The sequence below is a fragment of the Flavobacterium sp. KS-LB2 genome, from assembly GCF_036895565.1.
Classification (GTDB): domain Bacteria; phylum Bacteroidota; class Bacteroidia; order Flavobacteriales; family Flavobacteriaceae; genus Flavobacterium.
Map to the genome: position 1 here is coordinate 1235425 of NZ_CP145904.1, position 18010 is coordinate 1253434.

Sequence of the window (18010 nt, forward strand, 5' to 3'; positions counted from 1 at the left end):
AAAATTATGAAATCTTAGATTTATACTTTCACAGTCCATCCAAAAGTATCTTCTTCTAATTTATTTTGGATATTTTCCAATTTAGTTTTTAGTTGTAAAGCCATTGTGAATTCAATTTTTGGCAATTCATAATAAACATCCTGATAAGAAAATCCAGAAATTGGGCTTATTACTGCAGCTGTTCCTGCACCAAAAATTTCTTTCAAAGTTCCATTTTTAGCAGCCTCAACAAGCTCAGATACTAAAACCGAACGAATTTCTACATTTATACCTATACTTTTTGCTAAATCAATAAGTGTTTTTCTAGTTACACCATCGAGTATTCTTTCGCTTACAGGAGCCGTTAGCAATGTATCATTTATTCTAAAAAATACATTCATAGTACCAGCTTCTTCTAGTTTGGTATGCGTAGCATCATCAGTCCAAATTACCTGTTGGAAACCTTCTTTATTTGCTAAATTAGTTGGGTAAAATTGAGCAGCATAATTTCCGGCAGCTTTTGCAGCTCCTATTCCTCCATTTGCAGCTCTACTGAAATGTTCTGCAATGAGCACTTTTACGTCACCAGAATAATAAGAACTCACAGGCGATAAAATAATCATGAATTTATAGTTATCAGAAGGATTAGCAATCACTCCAGTGCCAGTGGCAATCATAAATGGTCTGATGTACATGGCATTTCCTTTTCCTTTTTTAATCCAAGCTTCGTCTAATTGTAACAATTGATTTAGACCGTTCATAAATATTTCTTCAGGAACTTCCGGCATGGCCATTCTTACTGCAGAAGTATTAAAACGCTTGTAGTTTTCATCAGGTCTAAAAAGCCAAACGTCATTGTTCTCATCTTTGTAAGCTTTCATACCTTCAAAAATCGCTTGACCATAATGAAAAACTCTTGTTGATGGGTCTAACAAAAATGGTGCGTAAGGTTTAATGACCGGTTTTTGCCATTCCCCATTTTTATAATCACATTCAAAAAGATGATCTGTAAAAACAGAACCAAAGCTTAAGTTTGAAAAATCAACCTCGTTTATTTTTGTAGAGGAAGCTTTTATTGTTTCAATTTTGTTAGTTTGAGTAGTACTCATAGTAATGTATTGTTTTTTGATTTTTTTTAAATGACAAACTGTAGCTTAAAAATGCAATCTCTATAAGTTGAAGTTTAATCTTTGCAAAATTAAATAAAAATCAATAAAAGACTTGTCAAAAAACTATTAATTATAGCATTTATCTACGATTTGTTTACATTTTAAGAAAAGTAAAAAAATCATAGCCATTTCTACTGATTATACAATAAATATAGTTTTTTCAGGGGCAAACGTATGAGATTATTGATTAATTTTGGACAAACATTACAGCTTTTAATTCAATTTAACCTCAAAATCCAATTTTGAAAAGAGAAATAATCCAAACACTTGATGGTTCAACAACCATTCACATAGCCGAATGGGACGAATGTTACCATTCTAAACATGGTGCGATACAAGAAGCACAGCATGTATTTATTAAAAATGGCCTTTCATTATTTCAAAACAGGAATGTTTCTATTTTGGAAATAGGATTTGGTACAGGTTTGAATGCTTTTATCACTTTGCTAGAGTCCAAAAAAATGCAGCAATCAATTGATTACGTTGGAGTAGAAGCCTATCCAATTTCAGTAGATGAAGTTGTTTTGATGAATTATGTCACAGAATTAAACGCAACTCAAGAAAGTGCCATTTTCGATAGAATGCACCAAAGTAATTGGGGAGAAAAAATTGATTTAAGAGATAATTTTTCGCTTACAAAACGAAAACAATTTTTTGAAGAAATTGACGATATAAATCAATTTGATCTGATTTATTTTGATGCTTTTGGCTATAGAGTACAACCTGAATTGTGGAGTACAGCTATTTTCGAAAAGATGTATAAGGCGCTTAAAGCGAATGGTGTGTTGGTGACTTATGCTGCAAGAGGAGTTGTAAAAAGAAGTATGATCGAAGTAGGTTTTACAGTTGAAAAACTTGCTGGACCACCGGGAAAAAGAGAAATGTTTCGGGCTACAAAGAAATAGTGTTTGTGGTTTAAGTAGTTTGTTATTAATGCTTTATAAGTTTGAAGAGTTGAATTAATCAGTAAAAAATAAAAAAATTAAAACTAAGTTAAATTACTATGTTGTAATAAAAAAAAATGTATTTTTACAGCAATTTAGAATCCAAATCTAACTAAAATCAACGTTTACTATGTCAAAAATCATGTATGATTATACAAAATCAATTTTAGAAAGAGTGAGTTTTGATCCATTGCTTTTTTGTAAGGAGCTAGAAAAAGCCATCAAAACATTATTACCATACGAAATGGAACAATTGCGAGAATGGTTATTAAATTTCACCATTGGAAAACCAGAATTAAAACAATGTTTATTAATCGTAAATTCATAAAAAAAAGGAACCGCTAAAAACGGTTCCTTTTTTTATTTTTTGGGAAGTGAACTAATAATTTGAACATTTTGAAACACAATAGCACCCTTAATAACGCCTGCAATTGTATTTCGAAGCGCATCAATTATCTGTATTTTTAATTCGCTCTTAGGAAAGATTAGACTAACTTCTCTGGCAGGTTTAGGTTCTTTGAAGTGGCGTAGTTTTAATTTATCTGTTTCTTTTAAATCTAAGGTATGTAAATAAGGAAGTAGTGTTGTTCCTAAACCTTCGTCTGCTAATTTTATAAGGGTTTCAAAACTTCCACTTTCAATTTGAAAACGACTGGTTTCATTTTTAGTCACATTTTTGCATAAATTCAAAATTCCATCTCGAAAACAATGTCCATCTTGTAATAATAATATTTCGTCAAGGTTTAAGTCTGAAACTTCAATTTCTTCTTTTTGAAAATGATGATGACTTTCAGGAATGTATGCTACAAAAGGTTCGTAATACAAAACAATTTCTTTTATTTTTTCCTCCATTAATGGAGTGGCGGCAATGGCAGCATCAAGATGACCATTGTTTAGTTTTAGGATAATATCTTCTGTATTCAACTCTTCAATTATGAGTTTTACTTTAGGGTATTTTTTGATGAAATTATTTAAGAACATTGGCAATAATGTAGGCATAATTGTTGGAATTATTCCCAATCTGAATTCGCCTCCAATAAATCCTTTTTGCTGTTCAACTATATCTTGAATCCGATCGGCTTCATTGACTATGTTTTTTGCTTGATTTACGATTTTCTGACCAATATCTGTAAGCTGAATTGGTTTTTTGGTTCTGTCAAATATCTGAATGCTTAATTCTTCTTCTATTTTTTGAATTTGCATACTCAATGTAGGTTGAGTTACAAAACATTTTTCGGCAGCTAGTGTGAAATTTTTGTGTTCGGCTACAGCAAGAACATATTTTAGTTGAGTGATTGTCATTTTTATAGTAATATCTGATGCAAATATAAAAACAATCAATTTGACTTATAGTGCAAAGCGGCGTTTTCTTGTCCAAATATGTATAAAAAAATTATGAAAACAAAAATTTTAGGATTACCAGTAAAGGAATCAGAATTGATCGTTAATAAATTGAATGTTTTGTGATCTAATTTTCAAGTTTATTATCAAAATTTAAGAGGGATTTATTGGAATATTTGAGGTAAACGGTTTTTTTTGAATTACATGTAAAATTTGAAGAATTATGCACAGATGTACAAATAAAAGTTGATTTAATAGCTGAAAGAGTTCTTACAGTTGGCGTAACACCGCTTCATACTTTTGAAGATTGTATAATTAATAATTAATTGTGAGTAATAATATTTCAAATGATTAAAAAGAGTACATTTAATTGTTAAAAATAGAAAGAGAGATTTTAAGTAAAGTGGGAGAAATAAATGATGAAGGAACAAATTCTATGATTAGTGATTTTATTGTAGAACAAGAAAAAACTATTTGGATAATACACGCTTGATTAGAAGAAAGTTTGTAGTTTTATATGAATTTAAAAAAAATGAAATAATTTTATAGTTTAATACTTTTATTTAATGTTAATTTTTTTCTAAATTTAGAAAAACCATAGTTCTTTTAATAAACTTAATTCTATTTTTGCGGCAATGAAAATGATATCTAAAATATTTTTAATTCTATTTATTGCTTTTCTAATCACGCCAACGATAGTTACTGTGATTGAGAAAAGTGCTGATATTTCCATTTTCTATAGCATGTCCGAAGAAGAGCACTCGCTCAAAGAAATTAAGACTTTTTTTTATTTAGAATCGCCTACTGAAGTTATCGCTTCATCGAGACTATCTTCTAGCGCTATTCTATCAGAGAATTTATCAAAACACGATAAAATTACGTCCTCTATATTTATTCCCCCGCCCAACGAAGTGTAATACAATTTCGATTTTAATTTTTTAAAATCAATTTTCACATATAGCATGTGAATAAATATGTATTCAATTTTTAGTTTGGTATTATGACAAAAAAAATCAGTCTTTTTGCTAACCTTAAATCCGATTTTGCGTCTGGTTTAGTGGTTTTTTTGGTGGCGCTACCATTGTGTTTAGGTATTGCAATGGCTTCTGGTGCTCCTTTATTTTCAGGGATTATTTCAGGAATTGTTGGAGGAATAGTTGTTGGTTATTTAAGTACATCTAATATAAGTGTCTCTGGACCAGCCGCAGGTCTAACTGCAATTGTCCTTACTGCAATTACAGATTTAGGTGCATTTGATGTTTTTTTAACTGCAGTTTTCATTGCAGGTCTGGTACAATTAATATTAGGTTTTGCTAAAGCAGGAAGTATTTCTAACTATTTTCCAACAAATGTTATCGAAGGTATGCTAGCAGGGATTGGAATTATTATTATATTGAAACAACTACCACATGCATTTGGTTACGATGCTGATTTTGAAGGTGATCAAGCTTTTTCACAAATGGATGGTAGCAATACATTTTCTGCGCTATTTAGTATTTTTGATTATATCCAAATCGGTTCAATCGTTATTACATTGGTTTCTATGACAATTTTGATTTCTTGGGATAAAGTTCCTTTTTTGAAAAAATTAAAATTAGTTCCAGGAGCATTGATTGCGGTTACTCTTGGCGTTATTTTGAATGAAATTTTCATTGGTACCGGAAGTGCTTTGGCTATTGGAAAAGAACATCTAGTTTCTTTACCAGTTCCATCCTCTTTTGAAGAATTTAAAGCAATTATAGTTACACCTAACTTTTCTGGCGTTTCAAATCCAAAAGTTTGGGTAGTCGCTCTTACAATTGCTATTGTTGCTTCTATTGAGACACTTTTAAGCATCGAAGCAGCAGACAGAATGGATGTTCAAAAACGCTATACAGATACAAATAAGGAATTAAAAGCGCAAGGAGTTGGTAATATGGTGAGTTCACTTTTTGGAGGTTTACCATTGACTTCAGTTATTGTTCGTACCTCTGCAAACAGTAATGCAGGTGCCAAGTCTAAAATGTCTACTATAATTCACGGAATGTTGTTGTTGGTTAGTGTACTTGCTATTCCTATCGTTCTCAATAAAATTCCACTAGCTACACTTGCGGCTGTGTTAATTTTAGTTGGATATAAATTAGCTAAGCCAGCTACTTTCAAACATTTTTGGGAAAAAGGGAAATATCAATTTGTACCTTTTATTGCCACATTATTAGCAGTTGTATTTTTAGATTTATTGAAAGGAGTTACATTAGGAATTATCATTAGTATCATTTTCGTTTTGAAAGGGAATCTGAAGAGAGCTTATTTTTTTAGAAAAGAGGAATATGCAGATGGAGATGTGATTCATATTGATTTAGCTCAAGAAGTTTCTTTCTTAAACAAAGCGGCGATCAAACAAACATTGAATCATATTCCAGAAAATTCTAAGGTTATTATTGATGCAAAAGATACGGTCTATATTGCGCATGATATTTTGGATTTAATCCACGAATTTAAAACTACTCGAGCTATAGATAATAACATACGAGTGAAGTTGAAAGGGTTTAAAAAGGCGTATCAGTTAGAAAATACTGAAGGTTCGCAAAATCATGTTACTATTGAGCATTATTATGATGCTGCAAAAAGAGTTATGGTTAAAAAAGTTACACCTGATGAAGAATTCATCAAAGAATAAAACTCAAATTAATTAGGAATTTAATGTAAAAAAAGAAGTTTCTTTACATTGTATTGATTAGCAATAAACAGTTGTATAAATAAAATAATTAGACAAAAAAATATGAGCGATTTTTATAAAAAAATATTAGAAAATAATAAAAAATGGGTTGAAACTTCGTTAGAAAAAGACCCAAATTATTTCCAAGATCTAGCCAAAGGGCAAACACCGCCATTATTGTGGATAGGTTGTTCAGATAGCAGGGTTCCCGCAAATGAAATTGTAGGAGCGAAACCTGGAGAAGTTTTTGTTCATAGAAACATTGCTAATATGGTAGTGCATAGTGATATGAATATGTTGAGTGTATTGGATTATGCTGTGAATGTATTGAAAGTAAAGCATGTACTTGTTTGTGGTCATTATGGTTGCGGAGGTGTCAAGGCTGCAATGGGGAATGATTCTATAGGTATTATTGATAACTGGATTCGCCACATAAAAGATGTATACCGTTTGCACAGTAGTTATTTAGATTCTATTCAGGACGAAACGGAGCGTTTTAATACTTTTGTTGAATTAAATGTAAAAGAACAAGTTTTTGATTTAGCTAAAACTTCAATTGTTCAAGCTGCTTGGAGAAATGGTCAAGACTTGACTTTACACGGATGGGCTTACGGACTTAATTCTGGTTTTGTAACGGATTTGAACGTTAACATTAGTTCTGAAAGAGATTTAGATGAAGTATATCAACTTAAGTTTTAACAAAAAAGCCGCTTTAAGCGGCTTTTTTATTGGTCATCTAGATTTTCATTAAAAGCAGATGGTAATAAAGTAGGAATGAATTTGATTAAAATAGGTAATAACAAACTGCCACCTGGAAGTAAAAATATAGTCAACGAGGGAATGGTTTTACAAATTTCCAAAAGTTGTTTTTTTACTTTTTTCTTCTCTTTTTCATCTAAATCTCTACGAGTTGAATAGGCTAATAGTACCATTAACTCTTTACTTTGTACAATTTCCTTTATCAATCTATTTTTATTGCGACTTATCAACGTGACGACACTTTGAGTTGTTTGATCGTAAAAATGTTTGACAGGATTTGAATAATTAAAATACGGTATCTCTTTTTTATGTTTTGCTATAAAAGCATCGGTATTGTCAATACTTTGCTTTACAAAGGCATCTGAAACCGATACCGTTTCAGCCAATGAATGTAAAAAATAGGACTCATTGTTCTCAATTTTACCGTCGCTCCATAAAGCCATTCCGGCAATGTCTATCAAATAATAGTGCTCTAATTCGTTTGAAAAATATTCCAATTGAAGTGTTTCCAGACTTTGTACAGAGATTCGAGAAAATTTACTATAGCGTATTGAGGCTTCAAAAAGTTTTATTAACAAATCATCATACTGCGATTTTTTAGATTTAATTTTTAAAGCTAGTGTCACAATATTTACAATGGTTTCCTCAATTTTCTTCAAGTATTTTTCTGGAATTTCACCATGTAGCAAATATTGACGAAAAGCTAAGACATCTATAAAAAGTAAAGCATTAGTCACCAAATGAGAGAAATTTTTACTGATGATGCTATCGTTAGTTTGAACACGCTCATCAATTATTTTCTCTAGTGTTAATGAAAGGGAATTTTTAGGGAGAATTTTTTTAAACAAACTAAAACCTTCAGGGTTCATTTGATTGTAAAAAGCAACCGTTTGTTTGATAAAATTTTCGGAACTGATTTCGTTATTGGTCAAACAAAAAACACCATATAAAGTATTTAATAATGCAACTTTAGAAATCTCTTCTTTAAACCATCCTTTGGTTTCAATGGGATTTATAGTATCAAATGTGATGATGTGGCCATAAATAAATCCTGTTTCCCTAACTTTTTGATAAAAGGAATCAGTAGTTGTAGAAACCGTTTGCTCTGAAACTTTTTGTTCAATAAAAAATTTATCTATCCAACCTGATGCCGAAGGGTTAATCATTGCTTAAATTTGAAAGTACAAAGCTATACTTTTTTACGCTAGTTTTAACTTGTGTTTTTTAGTTTAACACAGATACTACAATTAATTAGCATTGTTTTTTTAGTTTTAAACAAGATTAATTAAAATGTTATAATTTTTGATGAAAGATTCATAGAATCAAGTAGTATTTCTAATAGAGTTATTAAGTAGTTAAAGGAGATTTTTATACTTATTAAAATGTATTTATAAATATTGAAGCCCTGAATTATAATGAAAACAGGGCTTTTATTAATGTTTAAGAATTGAATAGAGTTTCAGCCGCATCCCAATTGACTACATTCCAAAAAGAAGCGATATAATCGGCTCTGCGGTTTTGATTTTTTAGATAATAAGCATGTTCCCAAACGTCTAAAGCTAAAACTGGTTTTCCCTTCAATCCTTTGCCACGTATACTCATTAATGGATTGTCTTGATTTGCTGTAGAACCAATAACTAATTTTCCATCTTGAACTACTAACCAAGCCCAACCTGAACCAAATCGTTTCATAGAAGCATCACTAAATTGTTTTTTGAATGCATCAAAAGAACCAAAAGTAGCAGTTATGGCGTCTCCTAATTTCCCTTTTGGAGTACCGCCACCATTTGGTTTCATTAAACTCCAGAATAAGCTGTGATTGTAATGTCCACCACCATTATTGCGAATAGCTTCTGGAAATTTAGACATTTTTTCGAAGATACTTTCTAGTGATTTCGAATGTTCAACTAAGTTCTTATCTAATGTTTCTATTGCTTTGTTCAAATTTGTAACATATGCTTGATGGTGTTTACTGTGATGAATTTCCATCGTTGTTTTATCGATATGTGGCTCTAAAGCATCATAGGTATATGGTAATTTTGGAAGACTATAATTACCTTGAACATCCATAGTGTCTAATTCTAGGATTTGATTTTCTAATTTTACAGGATTTTCAGAGGCAAATGCTGAATTTAATAAGCTAGAGCCAATTATTGTCCCTGTTGAAAGTATTGCTGTTTGTTTTAAAAAATTTCTTCGTGTATTATTATTTTCCATAGGTTGAAAATTTATCCTAAAAAGGTTATTAAATAAGAATATAAATTTAAACATTAAATAATAGGGATGGGTTAAGAAAGACTTAAAATTTGGTTGTTTTTTTATTCCGGATGTATTTGAAAACGTTTAAATCACATTGGAATTATGTAAAATTCAATTCAAATTTGTGTCGAATATCTTTGTAATTTTGAATGTAACAATAAATGAATAGTCTCAAAGGAGATGTTGTTTGCTTTAAATTAATGAAAATCAGAATTCTTTATTTTGAATGAATATATAAAAAAATAAAAATGAAACACAAAGAAATAGCCTTGACGAGTTGGAGTTTACTCAAACGTACGTATCAAGAATTTGATGAAGACAATGCCATTAAATTAAGTGCCTCACTGTCCTATTATACTATATTTTCATTACCCCCCTTGTTAATTATCATCTTGTCTATTTTTAGTTTTTTCTTTGGTAGAGAAGCGGTTACGGGAAGATTCTTTGGGCAAATTAATGGTATGGTTGGCAATGAAGCAGCAATCCAAATTCAAGAGACAATCAAGAATATAGAACTGTCAGACAGCAATACATTTGCGGCTGTTTTTGGAGGGGTAATGTTGCTTATTGGTGCTTCGGGTGTGTTTGCTGAAATACAAAGTTCTATAAACTTTATTTGGGGATTAAAAGCAAAACCTAATAAAGGGATTATGAAATTTATCAAGAATAGGTTAATGTCATTTTCTATGATTGCTTCTGTAGGTTTTTTATTGATGGTGAGTTTAATGGTTAACACAGTTATGGATGTTATAAATACGCGACTATTGGTTTATTTTCCGGATACCACAGTTTATATATTTTATATTTTCAATTTATTAGTATTGTTTGCCACAACTACTATGTTGTTTGCTACTATTTTCAAAACTTTACCTGATGGTAATATTGGTTGGAAGGATGCTTTAATAGGTTCCAGTTTTACTTCGTTTTTCTTTATGTTTGGTAAATTTGCTATCGGTTTTTATTTGGGAAGTTCAACCGTAGCTACAGTTTATGGTGCTGCAGGTTCAGTAATTATTATATTAATTTGGGTGTATTATTCAGCTATAATACTATATTTTGGAGCAGAATTTACCAAAGTATATGCCAATTCTCACGGTAATAAAATAATTCCAAATGAGTATTCTGTTGGGATTAAAGTCGAAGTAACTGAGATAAAGAAGAAAACCATAGACGTAATTCCGAGTAAAAATTAGGAATAAGTTGTCGGACTTTTTATCAGAAAAAATAAAAACCATAAAAAAACCGTCTTGTTTTTCAGGTACAAGACGGTTAAAAATAAAACTAAAAACTAATTTTTATTAAAAACAATATTCATTTTCTGCGACTAATTTTGTAGTGATTATTTCTCTTAATCCAACAATATTAGGCATATTCGTATATTTTGTAAAACGACGTAATCCCATTAACATCATACGTTGTTCATCACCTTCAGCAAATGAAATAACACTTTCTTTCCCTTTTTGAGTAACGATATCTACGGCTTTGTATAAGTATAATTTTGCCATAGCAATTTGCTCTTGTACTTTTGCTTCGCCTTCTTTTTTAGCTAGTTTTTCCGTTCTAAGAATAGTACTTTCAGCCATATAGATTTCGATTAAAATATCGGAAGCTGCCATCAATAATTGTTGATGAGCATCTAAATCAGGACCGTATTTTTGAACCGCTCCACCGGCAACCATTAAGAATGCTTTTTTCAATTTGCCAATCATTTCTTTTTCTTCAGCAAATAATTCAGAATAATCAGGAGTTTCAAATGATGGAATCCCCATTAATTCTTCTTGTACTTTTGATGCAGGTCCTAGTAAATCAACATGTCCTTTCATCGCTTTCTTAATCAACATTCCTACTGAAAGCATTCTGTTAATTTCGTTTGTACCTTCGTAAATACGTGCAATTCGGGCATCTCTCCATGCACTTTCCATTGGAGTATCTTCAGAGAATCCCATTCCACCAAAGATTTGAATTCCTTCATCGGCACAGTTTTGTACATCTTCTGAAACAGCTACTTTTAAGATAGAACATTCGATTGCGTATTCTTCAACACCTTTTAGTTCTGCTTCTTGATGCGAAGATCCTTCAGCTTCACGAGCTGAGATTCTATCTTCAATATCTTTAGCAGCACGGTAAGAAGCACTTTCTCCTGCATAACAGCTCGTAGCCATTTCCGCTAACTTAGCACGAATTGCACCAAACTGAGAAATAGCAGTGTTGAACTGGATTCTTTCATTAGCATATTTTACTGAACCTGAAATGACTCTGCGCTGAGCGTCCAAACAAGCAGCAGCCAATTTGATACGACCCACATTCAAAGCATTCATTGCTATTTTAAAACCGTTTCCTCTTTCAGAAAGCATGTTTTCAACCGGAACTTTCGTTTCATTGAAGAAAACTTGACGTGTAGAGGAAGCACGAATTCCTAATTTATGTTCTTCTTCACCCATTGAAATTCCATTGTCTGGAGTGTTTTCTAGGATAAAACCAGTGATGTTTTTATCATCACCAATACGAGCGAAAACTATGAATAAGGAACAAAATCCTGCATTCGAAATCCACATTTTTTGTCCTGTGATTGAATAATATTTTCCATCTTCAGATAAAACTGCTTTTGTTTTTCCAGAATTAGCATCCGATCCTGCGCCTGGTTCTGTCAAACAGTATGCACCAAACCATTCGCCAGAAGCTAATTTAGGAACGTATTTTTGTTTTTGTTCTTCTGTTCCGTACAAAGTAATTGGCATTGTCCCAATTCCAGTGTGTGCTCCAAAAGCAGTCGAGAAAGATCCCGTTGCTCCTGAAATATAGTCACAAACCAACATGGTAGATACAAATCCCATTCCTAATCCACCATAAGCCTCAGGAACTGCAACTCCTAAAAGTCCTAAGTCTCCGGCTTTTCTCATGGTTTCTTCTGTATAGGCGTAATCTTTTTTCTCAAAACGATCTTTATGTGCCCATAATTCTTTGTCTACAAACTCTTTCACAGAGTCACGCATCATTAATTGCTCTTCTGAAAAATCTTCTGGAGTAAAGATATCTTCGCACTTTGTTTCTTTTACCAAAAACTGACCACCACGGGTTACGTTTTTTTCAATTGTATCTGCCATTTTTTTATTTTTTTGATGTTGTTGTTAATGTTCTAAATCCTAAGTTAACGGATGGAAATCTATGACTACAAAAGTTCATAAATCCCAGCACTTCCTTGTCCAGTTCCTACACACATACTCACAATTCCGTATTTGCTTCCTCTGCGTTTCATTTCGTCAAATAATTGAACAGACAATTTTGCTCCGGTACAACCCAGTGGGTGACCTAATGCAATTGCTCCACCGTTGACATTGATGATATCAGGATTTAGGTTTAATTCTCTCGTTACGGCTAATGCTTGTGATGCAAAAGCTTCGTTCAACTCAATTAAATCAATATCGTTTAAGGTTAATCCTGCTTGTTTCAATGCTTTTGGAATTGCTTTAACCGGTCCAATTCCCATGATTCTTGGTTCAACTCCCGCTGATGCGAAGTTTACCAAACGGGCGATAGGAGTAAGGTTCAATTCTTTTACCATTTCTTCGCTCATGATTAGAACAAAAGCTGCTCCATCACTCATTTGAGAAGAGTTTCCTGCCGTTACACTTCCGTTCGCTTCAAAAACCGGTCTTAAACCTGCCAAAGCTTCTACAGAAGTTCCTGCTCTAGGACCTTCATCTTTATTTACGATATACGATTTAGTTTCTTTTTTACCATTTTCATTGATAAATGTTTGTTCTACGGTAATAGGAACAATTTGTTTGTCAAATTTACCTTCGGCTTGCGCTTTCAGGGCTTTAATGTGCGAGTTATAGGCAAACTCATCTTGGTCGGCACGAGATACATTGAATTGTTTGGCAACCGCTTCCGCAGTTAATCCCATTCCCCAATAGTAATCTTCGTTACCCGCTTTTGCAACAGCATAATCCGGAGTTGGTTTGTAACCTCCCATTGGAATAAAACTCATGCTTTCAGCACCACCGGCAATAATACAATCCGCCATTCCAGACTGGATTTTGGCTGTAGCCATACCAATTGTTTCTAATCCTGACGCGCAATAACGGTTTACGGTTACACCCGGAACGTCTTCGATTTTCAATCCCATCAAAGAAATCAATCGTCCCACGTTTAGTCCTTGTTCTGCTTCCGGCATCGCATTTCCTACCATTACGTCGTCAATACGTTTTTTGTCGAAATCAGGCAACTCATTCATCATAAACTGAATCGTTTCTGCTGCCAATTCATCAGGACGTTTAAATCTAAACACACCTTTTGGGGCTTTCCCCACGGCTGTTCTGTATGCTTTTACTATATAGGCTGTTTTCATATGGACATTTTAAATTTTTATTAAAAATTTATAATTTTTAATTTCTTAGAGGTTTTCCTTTGGTTAACATAAATTGGATTCTTTCTAATGTTTTTCTTTCTGTACACAATGACAAGAAAGCTTCACGTTCTAAATCCAATAAATATTGTTCCGTTACTAATGTTGGTTCTGATAAATCACCACCAGCCATTACATAAGCCAGTTTGTTAGCGATTTTCTTGTCGTGTTCCGAGATGTATTTTCCGGCTTCCATTTGGTCCGTTCCTACTAAGAACATTCCCAAGGCTTGTTTTCCAAGTACTTTCACATCGCTTCTGCGAATCGGTTGTGTATAACCTGCTTCTGCCACTAGTAAAGCGTGTTTCTTCGCTTCGGCAATCTGACGGTCTTTGTTTACCACAATGATATCTTTTCCTTGTTGTAAAAGTCCGGTATCAAAAGCTTCGTAACCAGAAGTAGACACTTTTGCCATAGCGATCGTCAAGAAATATTCTTGCAATACGTTCAACTCCACATCATTTTTATGGAATAAATCAGCTGCACGCAATGCCATTTCTTTAGATCCTCCACCGCCAGGAATTACTCCAACACCAAATTCTACTAATCCCATATACGTTTCCGCTGCAGCAACTACTTTGTCTGCATGTAAACTCATTTCGCAACCACCCCCGAAAGTCATTCCGTGTGGCGCAACCACAACTGGAATTCCGGAATAACGCACACGCATCATCGTGTCTTGGAACATTTTGATGGCCATATTCAACTCATCGTACTCTTGCTCAACTGCCATCATGAAAATCATTCCGATATTAGCTCCAACAGAGAAATTCGCTGCTTGATTTCCAATAACCAATCCTTGATATTCTTTTTCAGATAAATCAATCGCTTTATTGATAGCTTGTAAAACATCGCCGCCAATCGTATTCATTTTAGATTGGAATTCTAAATTCAAGATTCCGTCTCCTAAATCTTGTATAATCGCTCCACTATTGCTCCACACTTTTTTGCTTTCGCGAATGTTGTTCAGGATAATAAAGGCATCCTGACCTGGAACTTTAGTTTGTGATTTTGTAGGGATATTGTAGAAAAAAGTAGCACCTTCTTTAATAGAATAAAAACTAGTACTTCCGGAAGCTAACATTTCAGTAACCCAAGCAGCTGGTTCAAGACCTTCTGCTTTCATGATTTCGATTCCTTTTGCAACACCAATGGCATCCCAAATTTCGAAAGGACCATTTTCCCATCCAAAACCGGCTTTCATAGCATCGTCAATCTTGTATAATTCGTCAGAGATTTCAGGAATTCTGTTAGAAACATAAGCAAACATTCCTGCAAAGCTTTTTCTGTAGAATTCTCCTGCTTTGTCTTTTCCTTTTACCAGAACTTTAAAACGGTTAATTGGTTTATCAATCGTTTTTGTCAGTTCCAAAGTGGCGAAAGAAGCTCTTTTAGCCGGACGGTATTCTAAAGTATCTAAATCCAAAGACAAAATATCCTTATCTACTTTTTTATAAAAACCTTGACCTGTTTTGCTTCCTAACCATTTATTCTCCATCATTTTGTTGACGAAATCCGGTAATTTGAACAACTCGTGTTGCTCGTCATTCGGGCAGTTTTCGTAGATTCCATTGGCAACGTGTACCAAAGTATCCAATCCTACCACATCAACAGTTCTGAAAGTAGCCGATTTTGGACGACCAATAACTGGACCGGTCAATTTATCCACTTCTTCAATCGTCAATCCCATTTCTTTTACCAAATGAAATAAACTTTGAATCCCGTAAATCCCGATTCGGTTCCCAATAAATGCCGGAGTATCTTTGGCAACGACCGAAGTTTTTCCTAAAAATTTAGAACCATAATCAGTCAAGAAATCCAAAACGTCTGATGAAGTTTGTGGGCCAGGAATGATTTCGAATAATTTTAAATAACGCGCAGGGTTAAAAAAGTGTGTCCCGCAGAAATGCTTTTGGAAATCTTCGCTTCGTCCTTCACTCATAAAGTGAATCGGAATTCCCGATGTGTTTGAAGTTACCAAAGTTCCCGGTTTTCTGAATTTTTCAATTTGCTCAAAAACCATTTTTTTGATGTCCAAACGTTCCACCACAACTTCAATTATCCAATCTACATTGGCAATTTTTGCCATGTCATCAGTAGTATTTCCCGTAGTGATTCTACTGGCAAATTTCTGATTGTAAATAGGGGATGGTTTCGATTTTAATGAATTGGCTAAATGCTCGTTTACCAATCGGTTTCTTACAATTTTGCTTTCTAAAGTGAGGCCTTTTTTAGCTTCTGCTTCAGTAAGTTCTCTTGGAACAATGTCCAACAGTAGAACTTCAACTCCAATATTAGCAAAATGACAAGCAATTCCTGAACCCATGATTCCGGATCCTATTACTGCAACTTTTTTAATTGTGCGTTTCATACGTAATTAATATTTGTTTTTTTATTTGGATATGGTATAACCATTCTTAATTATTGATTATTTTTTTGAATCAGGCGATGTCATTTTCTATTTTTTCAGTTTGCTCCGCTATTTCGCTGGCGCTTGTGTGATTAAATATATTTTTATCTTGGATTAATTCATTTATAGTATCCGCAACTTCAATAAAGTGCTGTAACTTCTCGTCAGAAATGTGTTGTTTCACCGTTTCATTAAACTTCAAAACCGTATTCTTAGATAATTCCCTTTTTTCTTTACCAAAATCAGTTAGGTAAATCAAAACACCACGTCCATCTTCGGGATTTTTTTTTCTGATGATTAATCCTTTTTCTTCCATCGATTTTAAGGTCCTAGTCAAGCTTGTCGCTTCCATTCCCATTTTTGGTCCCAAAGATGTAGAAGGAGTACCACCTTCTTTGTCTATGCTTAATAAAGCAAAACCAGTGGCCATACTTGCATCGTATTTTGAAGCTTCTTCATTATACATTCGGGCAACTGCTTGCCAAGTGGCACGTAAAATATAATCTATCGTTTTATCTTTCATAAGTAACTATATCGATTTCAAATATAATAAAAAATACTATGCATGCATAATATATTTAATTATTTTTTTAATAAAAAGTATTAAATATAAATAAATACCACTGAATTTGAGCAAATTGAATCGTTTTTTAACGTATTTTTTGGGCGCGCCCCTCCATTTTCCTTCGTCGTTCCTCCTTGCAACTCCGGGTCGGGCTGTACGTTGTATCTTTTATTCCGCAGGCTTCATAAAAGGATGCCACTTCCATCCCTCGCGCAAAACCTGCAGATTAGAAATAATGGGACTTGTAGTTTAATTAGTGGAATTAATTATAGAATCTGTTGATGAGATACTTCGTTCGTCAGTATGACAAAGGAGGAACTATGATAATGATTAGAGGATTATTATAGTCCTTAATTAAAAACAAAAACCACGAACATTAATTCGTGGTTTTTTGTGTAATAAATATTTTTCTAAGACTTCTTAAATTCCCCACTATCCACATCCTTCAAGAACTTAATCACGCCCGGGAAATAGTTTTTTGGGTCATCGTATTGCGAAAGGTGGCTTCCGTTAGGACATAACAAGAAACGTCCGTTTTGTACTTCTTTAGACATCCATTCCATGTGCTTGGGATCCATAGTGTCATATTTGGCACCAATAACCAGCGTGGGAACACTAATTGTTTTAAGTCTGGCAGTAACATCCCAATTCTTTAAAGAAGCATTTCCTGTAATTCCAAATTCACTAGGTCCTTGCATATACACATACACATTTGAGTTGATGTGTTTGAAAGCTCTGTTTATGGATTCGGGCCATTGATCAACAGGCATTCTTAAAATGTGTTCCGTATAATAGTATTTAAAAAGCAGTTCAGTGTATTTTGGATTGATATAATCTTTGTTTTTTTCAAATGTTTTTATTTGATCAAAAACTACTTTCGGAAGTTTTGGGCCCAATACTTCATCTGCATATTTATTGTAAGCAGGTGCGCTGGCCATCATATTCGAAATAATCAAACCTTTAAGATTCTTTTGGTATTTCAACGCGTATTCCATCGCTAGGATTCCGCCCCAGGATTGTCCCAAAATATAAAAGTTAGTATTGTCACAACCTAATGCTTTTCGAACCTGTTCCACTTCCTCCACAAAGCGTTCGTTGGTCCACAAACTGTTATCATTGGGTTGGTCGCTGTAATACGAGCCCAATTGGTCATAATAAATGTATTCGATGCTTTCGTTAGGGAAATATCCATCAAAACATTCGTACAATTCATGTGTCAATCCAGGACCGCCATGAAGCAACAACACTTTTATTTTTGGATTGTTACCTACGGTTTTTGTCCAAACTTTAAATGTGCCTTTTGGTGTTTTAATCGGAATCATTTTGATACCACCCGTAAGTTGATCGTCTCGTTTTGAGAAATCTAAATAATTTGCTTTTATAGAATCTTCGTTTGTTTTTTCTTGACAATTAGAAAAAAAGAATACACTTAGTACGGAGCAAATTAAGACTTTTAGTTTCATAACAAAATAGTTTTT

At 33.4% G+C, this 18010-nt stretch carries 15 protein-coding genes and 1 pseudogene; 7 read left to right on the forward strand and 9 right to left on the reverse strand.

Features of this window, described 5'->3' with window-relative positions; genetic code table 11:
- Window positions 1-20 precede the first annotated feature (20 nt).
- The gene (locus tag V5J73_RS05305) at window positions 21-1088 is read right to left on the reverse strand and encodes a branched-chain amino acid aminotransferase (RefSeq protein ID WP_338648124.1); all 1068 of its coding nucleotides are present in this window, start codon (window positions 1086-1088) and stop codon (window positions 21-23) included.
- Window positions 1089-1390: 302 nt separating this feature from the next.
- Between V5J73_RS05305 and mnmD the strand changes: the two genes are divergently transcribed.
- Window positions 1391-2053: a tRNA (5-methylaminomethyl-2-thiouridine)(34)-methyltransferase MnmD gene (mnmD, locus tag V5J73_RS05310; RefSeq protein WP_338648126.1), complete on the forward strand. Its 663-nt coding sequence runs from the start codon at window positions 1391-1393 to the stop codon at window positions 2051-2053.
- A 169-nt stretch (window positions 2054-2222) separates the two neighbouring features.
- A complete protein-coding gene (locus V5J73_RS05315; RefSeq protein ID WP_099716298.1) occupies window positions 2223-2420 on the forward strand; it encodes a hypothetical protein in 198 nt (65 codons plus the stop codon).
- A gap of 32 nt (window positions 2421-2452) precedes the next feature.
- Here V5J73_RS05315 and V5J73_RS05320 read toward each other — a convergent pair whose 3' ends face one another.
- The gene (locus tag V5J73_RS05320) at window positions 2453-3394 is read right to left on the reverse strand and encodes a LysR substrate-binding domain-containing protein (protein ID WP_338648128.1); all 942 of its coding nucleotides are present in this window, start codon (window positions 3392-3394) and stop codon (window positions 2453-2455) included.
- Between the two features lie 93 nt (window positions 3395-3487).
- Between V5J73_RS05320 and V5J73_RS05325 the strand changes: the two are divergent.
- From V5J73_RS05325 to can, 4 genes and pseudogenes are all read left to right on the forward strand, one after another.
- Window positions 3488-3926, forward strand: a pseudogene (locus tag V5J73_RS05325) (Dps family protein).
- Between the two features lie 148 nt (window positions 3927-4074).
- The gene (locus tag V5J73_RS05330) at window positions 4075-4350 is read left to right on the forward strand and encodes a hypothetical protein (RefSeq protein ID WP_338648129.1); all 276 of its coding nucleotides are present in this window, start codon (window positions 4075-4077) and stop codon (window positions 4348-4350) included.
- An 83-nt stretch (window positions 4351-4433) separates the two neighbouring features.
- Window positions 4434-6092, forward strand: a complete 1659-nt coding sequence (locus V5J73_RS05335) for a SulP family inorganic anion transporter (RefSeq protein WP_338648130.1) — start codon at window positions 4434-4436, stop codon at window positions 6090-6092.
- 102 nt (window positions 6093-6194) lie between these two features.
- Complete coding sequence (can, locus tag V5J73_RS05340; protein WP_338648131.1) at window positions 6195-6830, forward strand: carbonate dehydratase; 636 nt, start codon at window positions 6195-6197, stop codon at window positions 6828-6830.
- Window positions 6831-6856: 26 nt separating this feature from the next.
- On the opposite strand, the gene V5J73_RS05345 is transcribed toward can, so the two are convergent.
- On the reverse strand, window positions 6857-8056 hold the full coding sequence (locus tag V5J73_RS05345; RefSeq protein WP_338648132.1) for an LETM1-related biofilm-associated protein: 1200 nt from the start codon (window positions 8054-8056) through the stop codon (window positions 6857-6859).
- Window positions 8057-8330: 274 nt separating this feature from the next.
- Window positions 8331-8960, reverse strand: coding sequence for a superoxide dismutase (locus V5J73_RS05350; RefSeq protein WP_338648592.1), 630 nt, complete (start codon window positions 8958-8960; stop codon window positions 8331-8333).
- Window positions 8961-9397: 437 nt separating this feature from the next.
- Here V5J73_RS05350 and V5J73_RS05355 point away from each other — a divergent pair, with 437 nt between their 5' ends.
- Window positions 9398-10342, forward strand: coding sequence for a YihY/virulence factor BrkB family protein (locus tag V5J73_RS05355; protein ID WP_338648133.1), 945 nt, complete (start codon window positions 9398-9400; stop codon window positions 10340-10342).
- Window positions 10343-10447: 105 nt separating this feature from the next.
- Here the strand turns inward: V5J73_RS05355 and V5J73_RS05360 are convergent, their stop codons facing one another.
- The 5 genes from V5J73_RS05360 to V5J73_RS05380 all read right to left on the reverse strand — a co-directional run bounded on the left by V5J73_RS05360 (window position 10448) and on the right by V5J73_RS05380 (window position 17995).
- On the reverse strand, window positions 10448-12253 hold the full coding sequence (locus V5J73_RS05360; protein ID WP_338648134.1) for an acyl-CoA dehydrogenase family protein: 1806 nt from the start codon (window positions 12251-12253) through the stop codon (window positions 10448-10450).
- Between the two features lie 65 nt (window positions 12254-12318).
- On the reverse strand, window positions 12319-13500 hold the full coding sequence (locus V5J73_RS05365) for an acetyl-CoA C-acyltransferase (RefSeq protein ID WP_338648135.1): 1182 nt from the start codon (window positions 13498-13500) through the stop codon (window positions 12319-12321).
- A gap of 37 nt (window positions 13501-13537) precedes the next feature.
- Window positions 13538-15928, reverse strand: coding sequence for a 3-hydroxyacyl-CoA dehydrogenase/enoyl-CoA hydratase family protein (locus tag V5J73_RS05370; RefSeq protein WP_338648136.1), 2391 nt, complete (start codon window positions 15926-15928; stop codon window positions 13538-13540).
- Window positions 15929-15998: 70 nt separating this feature from the next.
- Window positions 15999-16490 carry a MarR family winged helix-turn-helix transcriptional regulator gene (locus tag V5J73_RS05375; protein ID WP_338648137.1) on the reverse strand — a complete coding sequence of 164 codons (492 nt, stop codon included), beginning with the start codon at window positions 16488-16490 and terminating at the stop codon, window positions 15999-16001.
- Window positions 16491-16942: 452 nt separating this feature from the next.
- Window positions 16943-17995 carry a proline iminopeptidase-family hydrolase gene (locus tag V5J73_RS05380; RefSeq protein ID WP_338648138.1) on the reverse strand — a complete coding sequence of 351 codons (1053 nt, stop codon included), beginning with the start codon at window positions 17993-17995 and terminating at the stop codon, window positions 16943-16945.
- Between the last annotated feature and the right edge of the window lie 15 nt (window positions 17996-18010).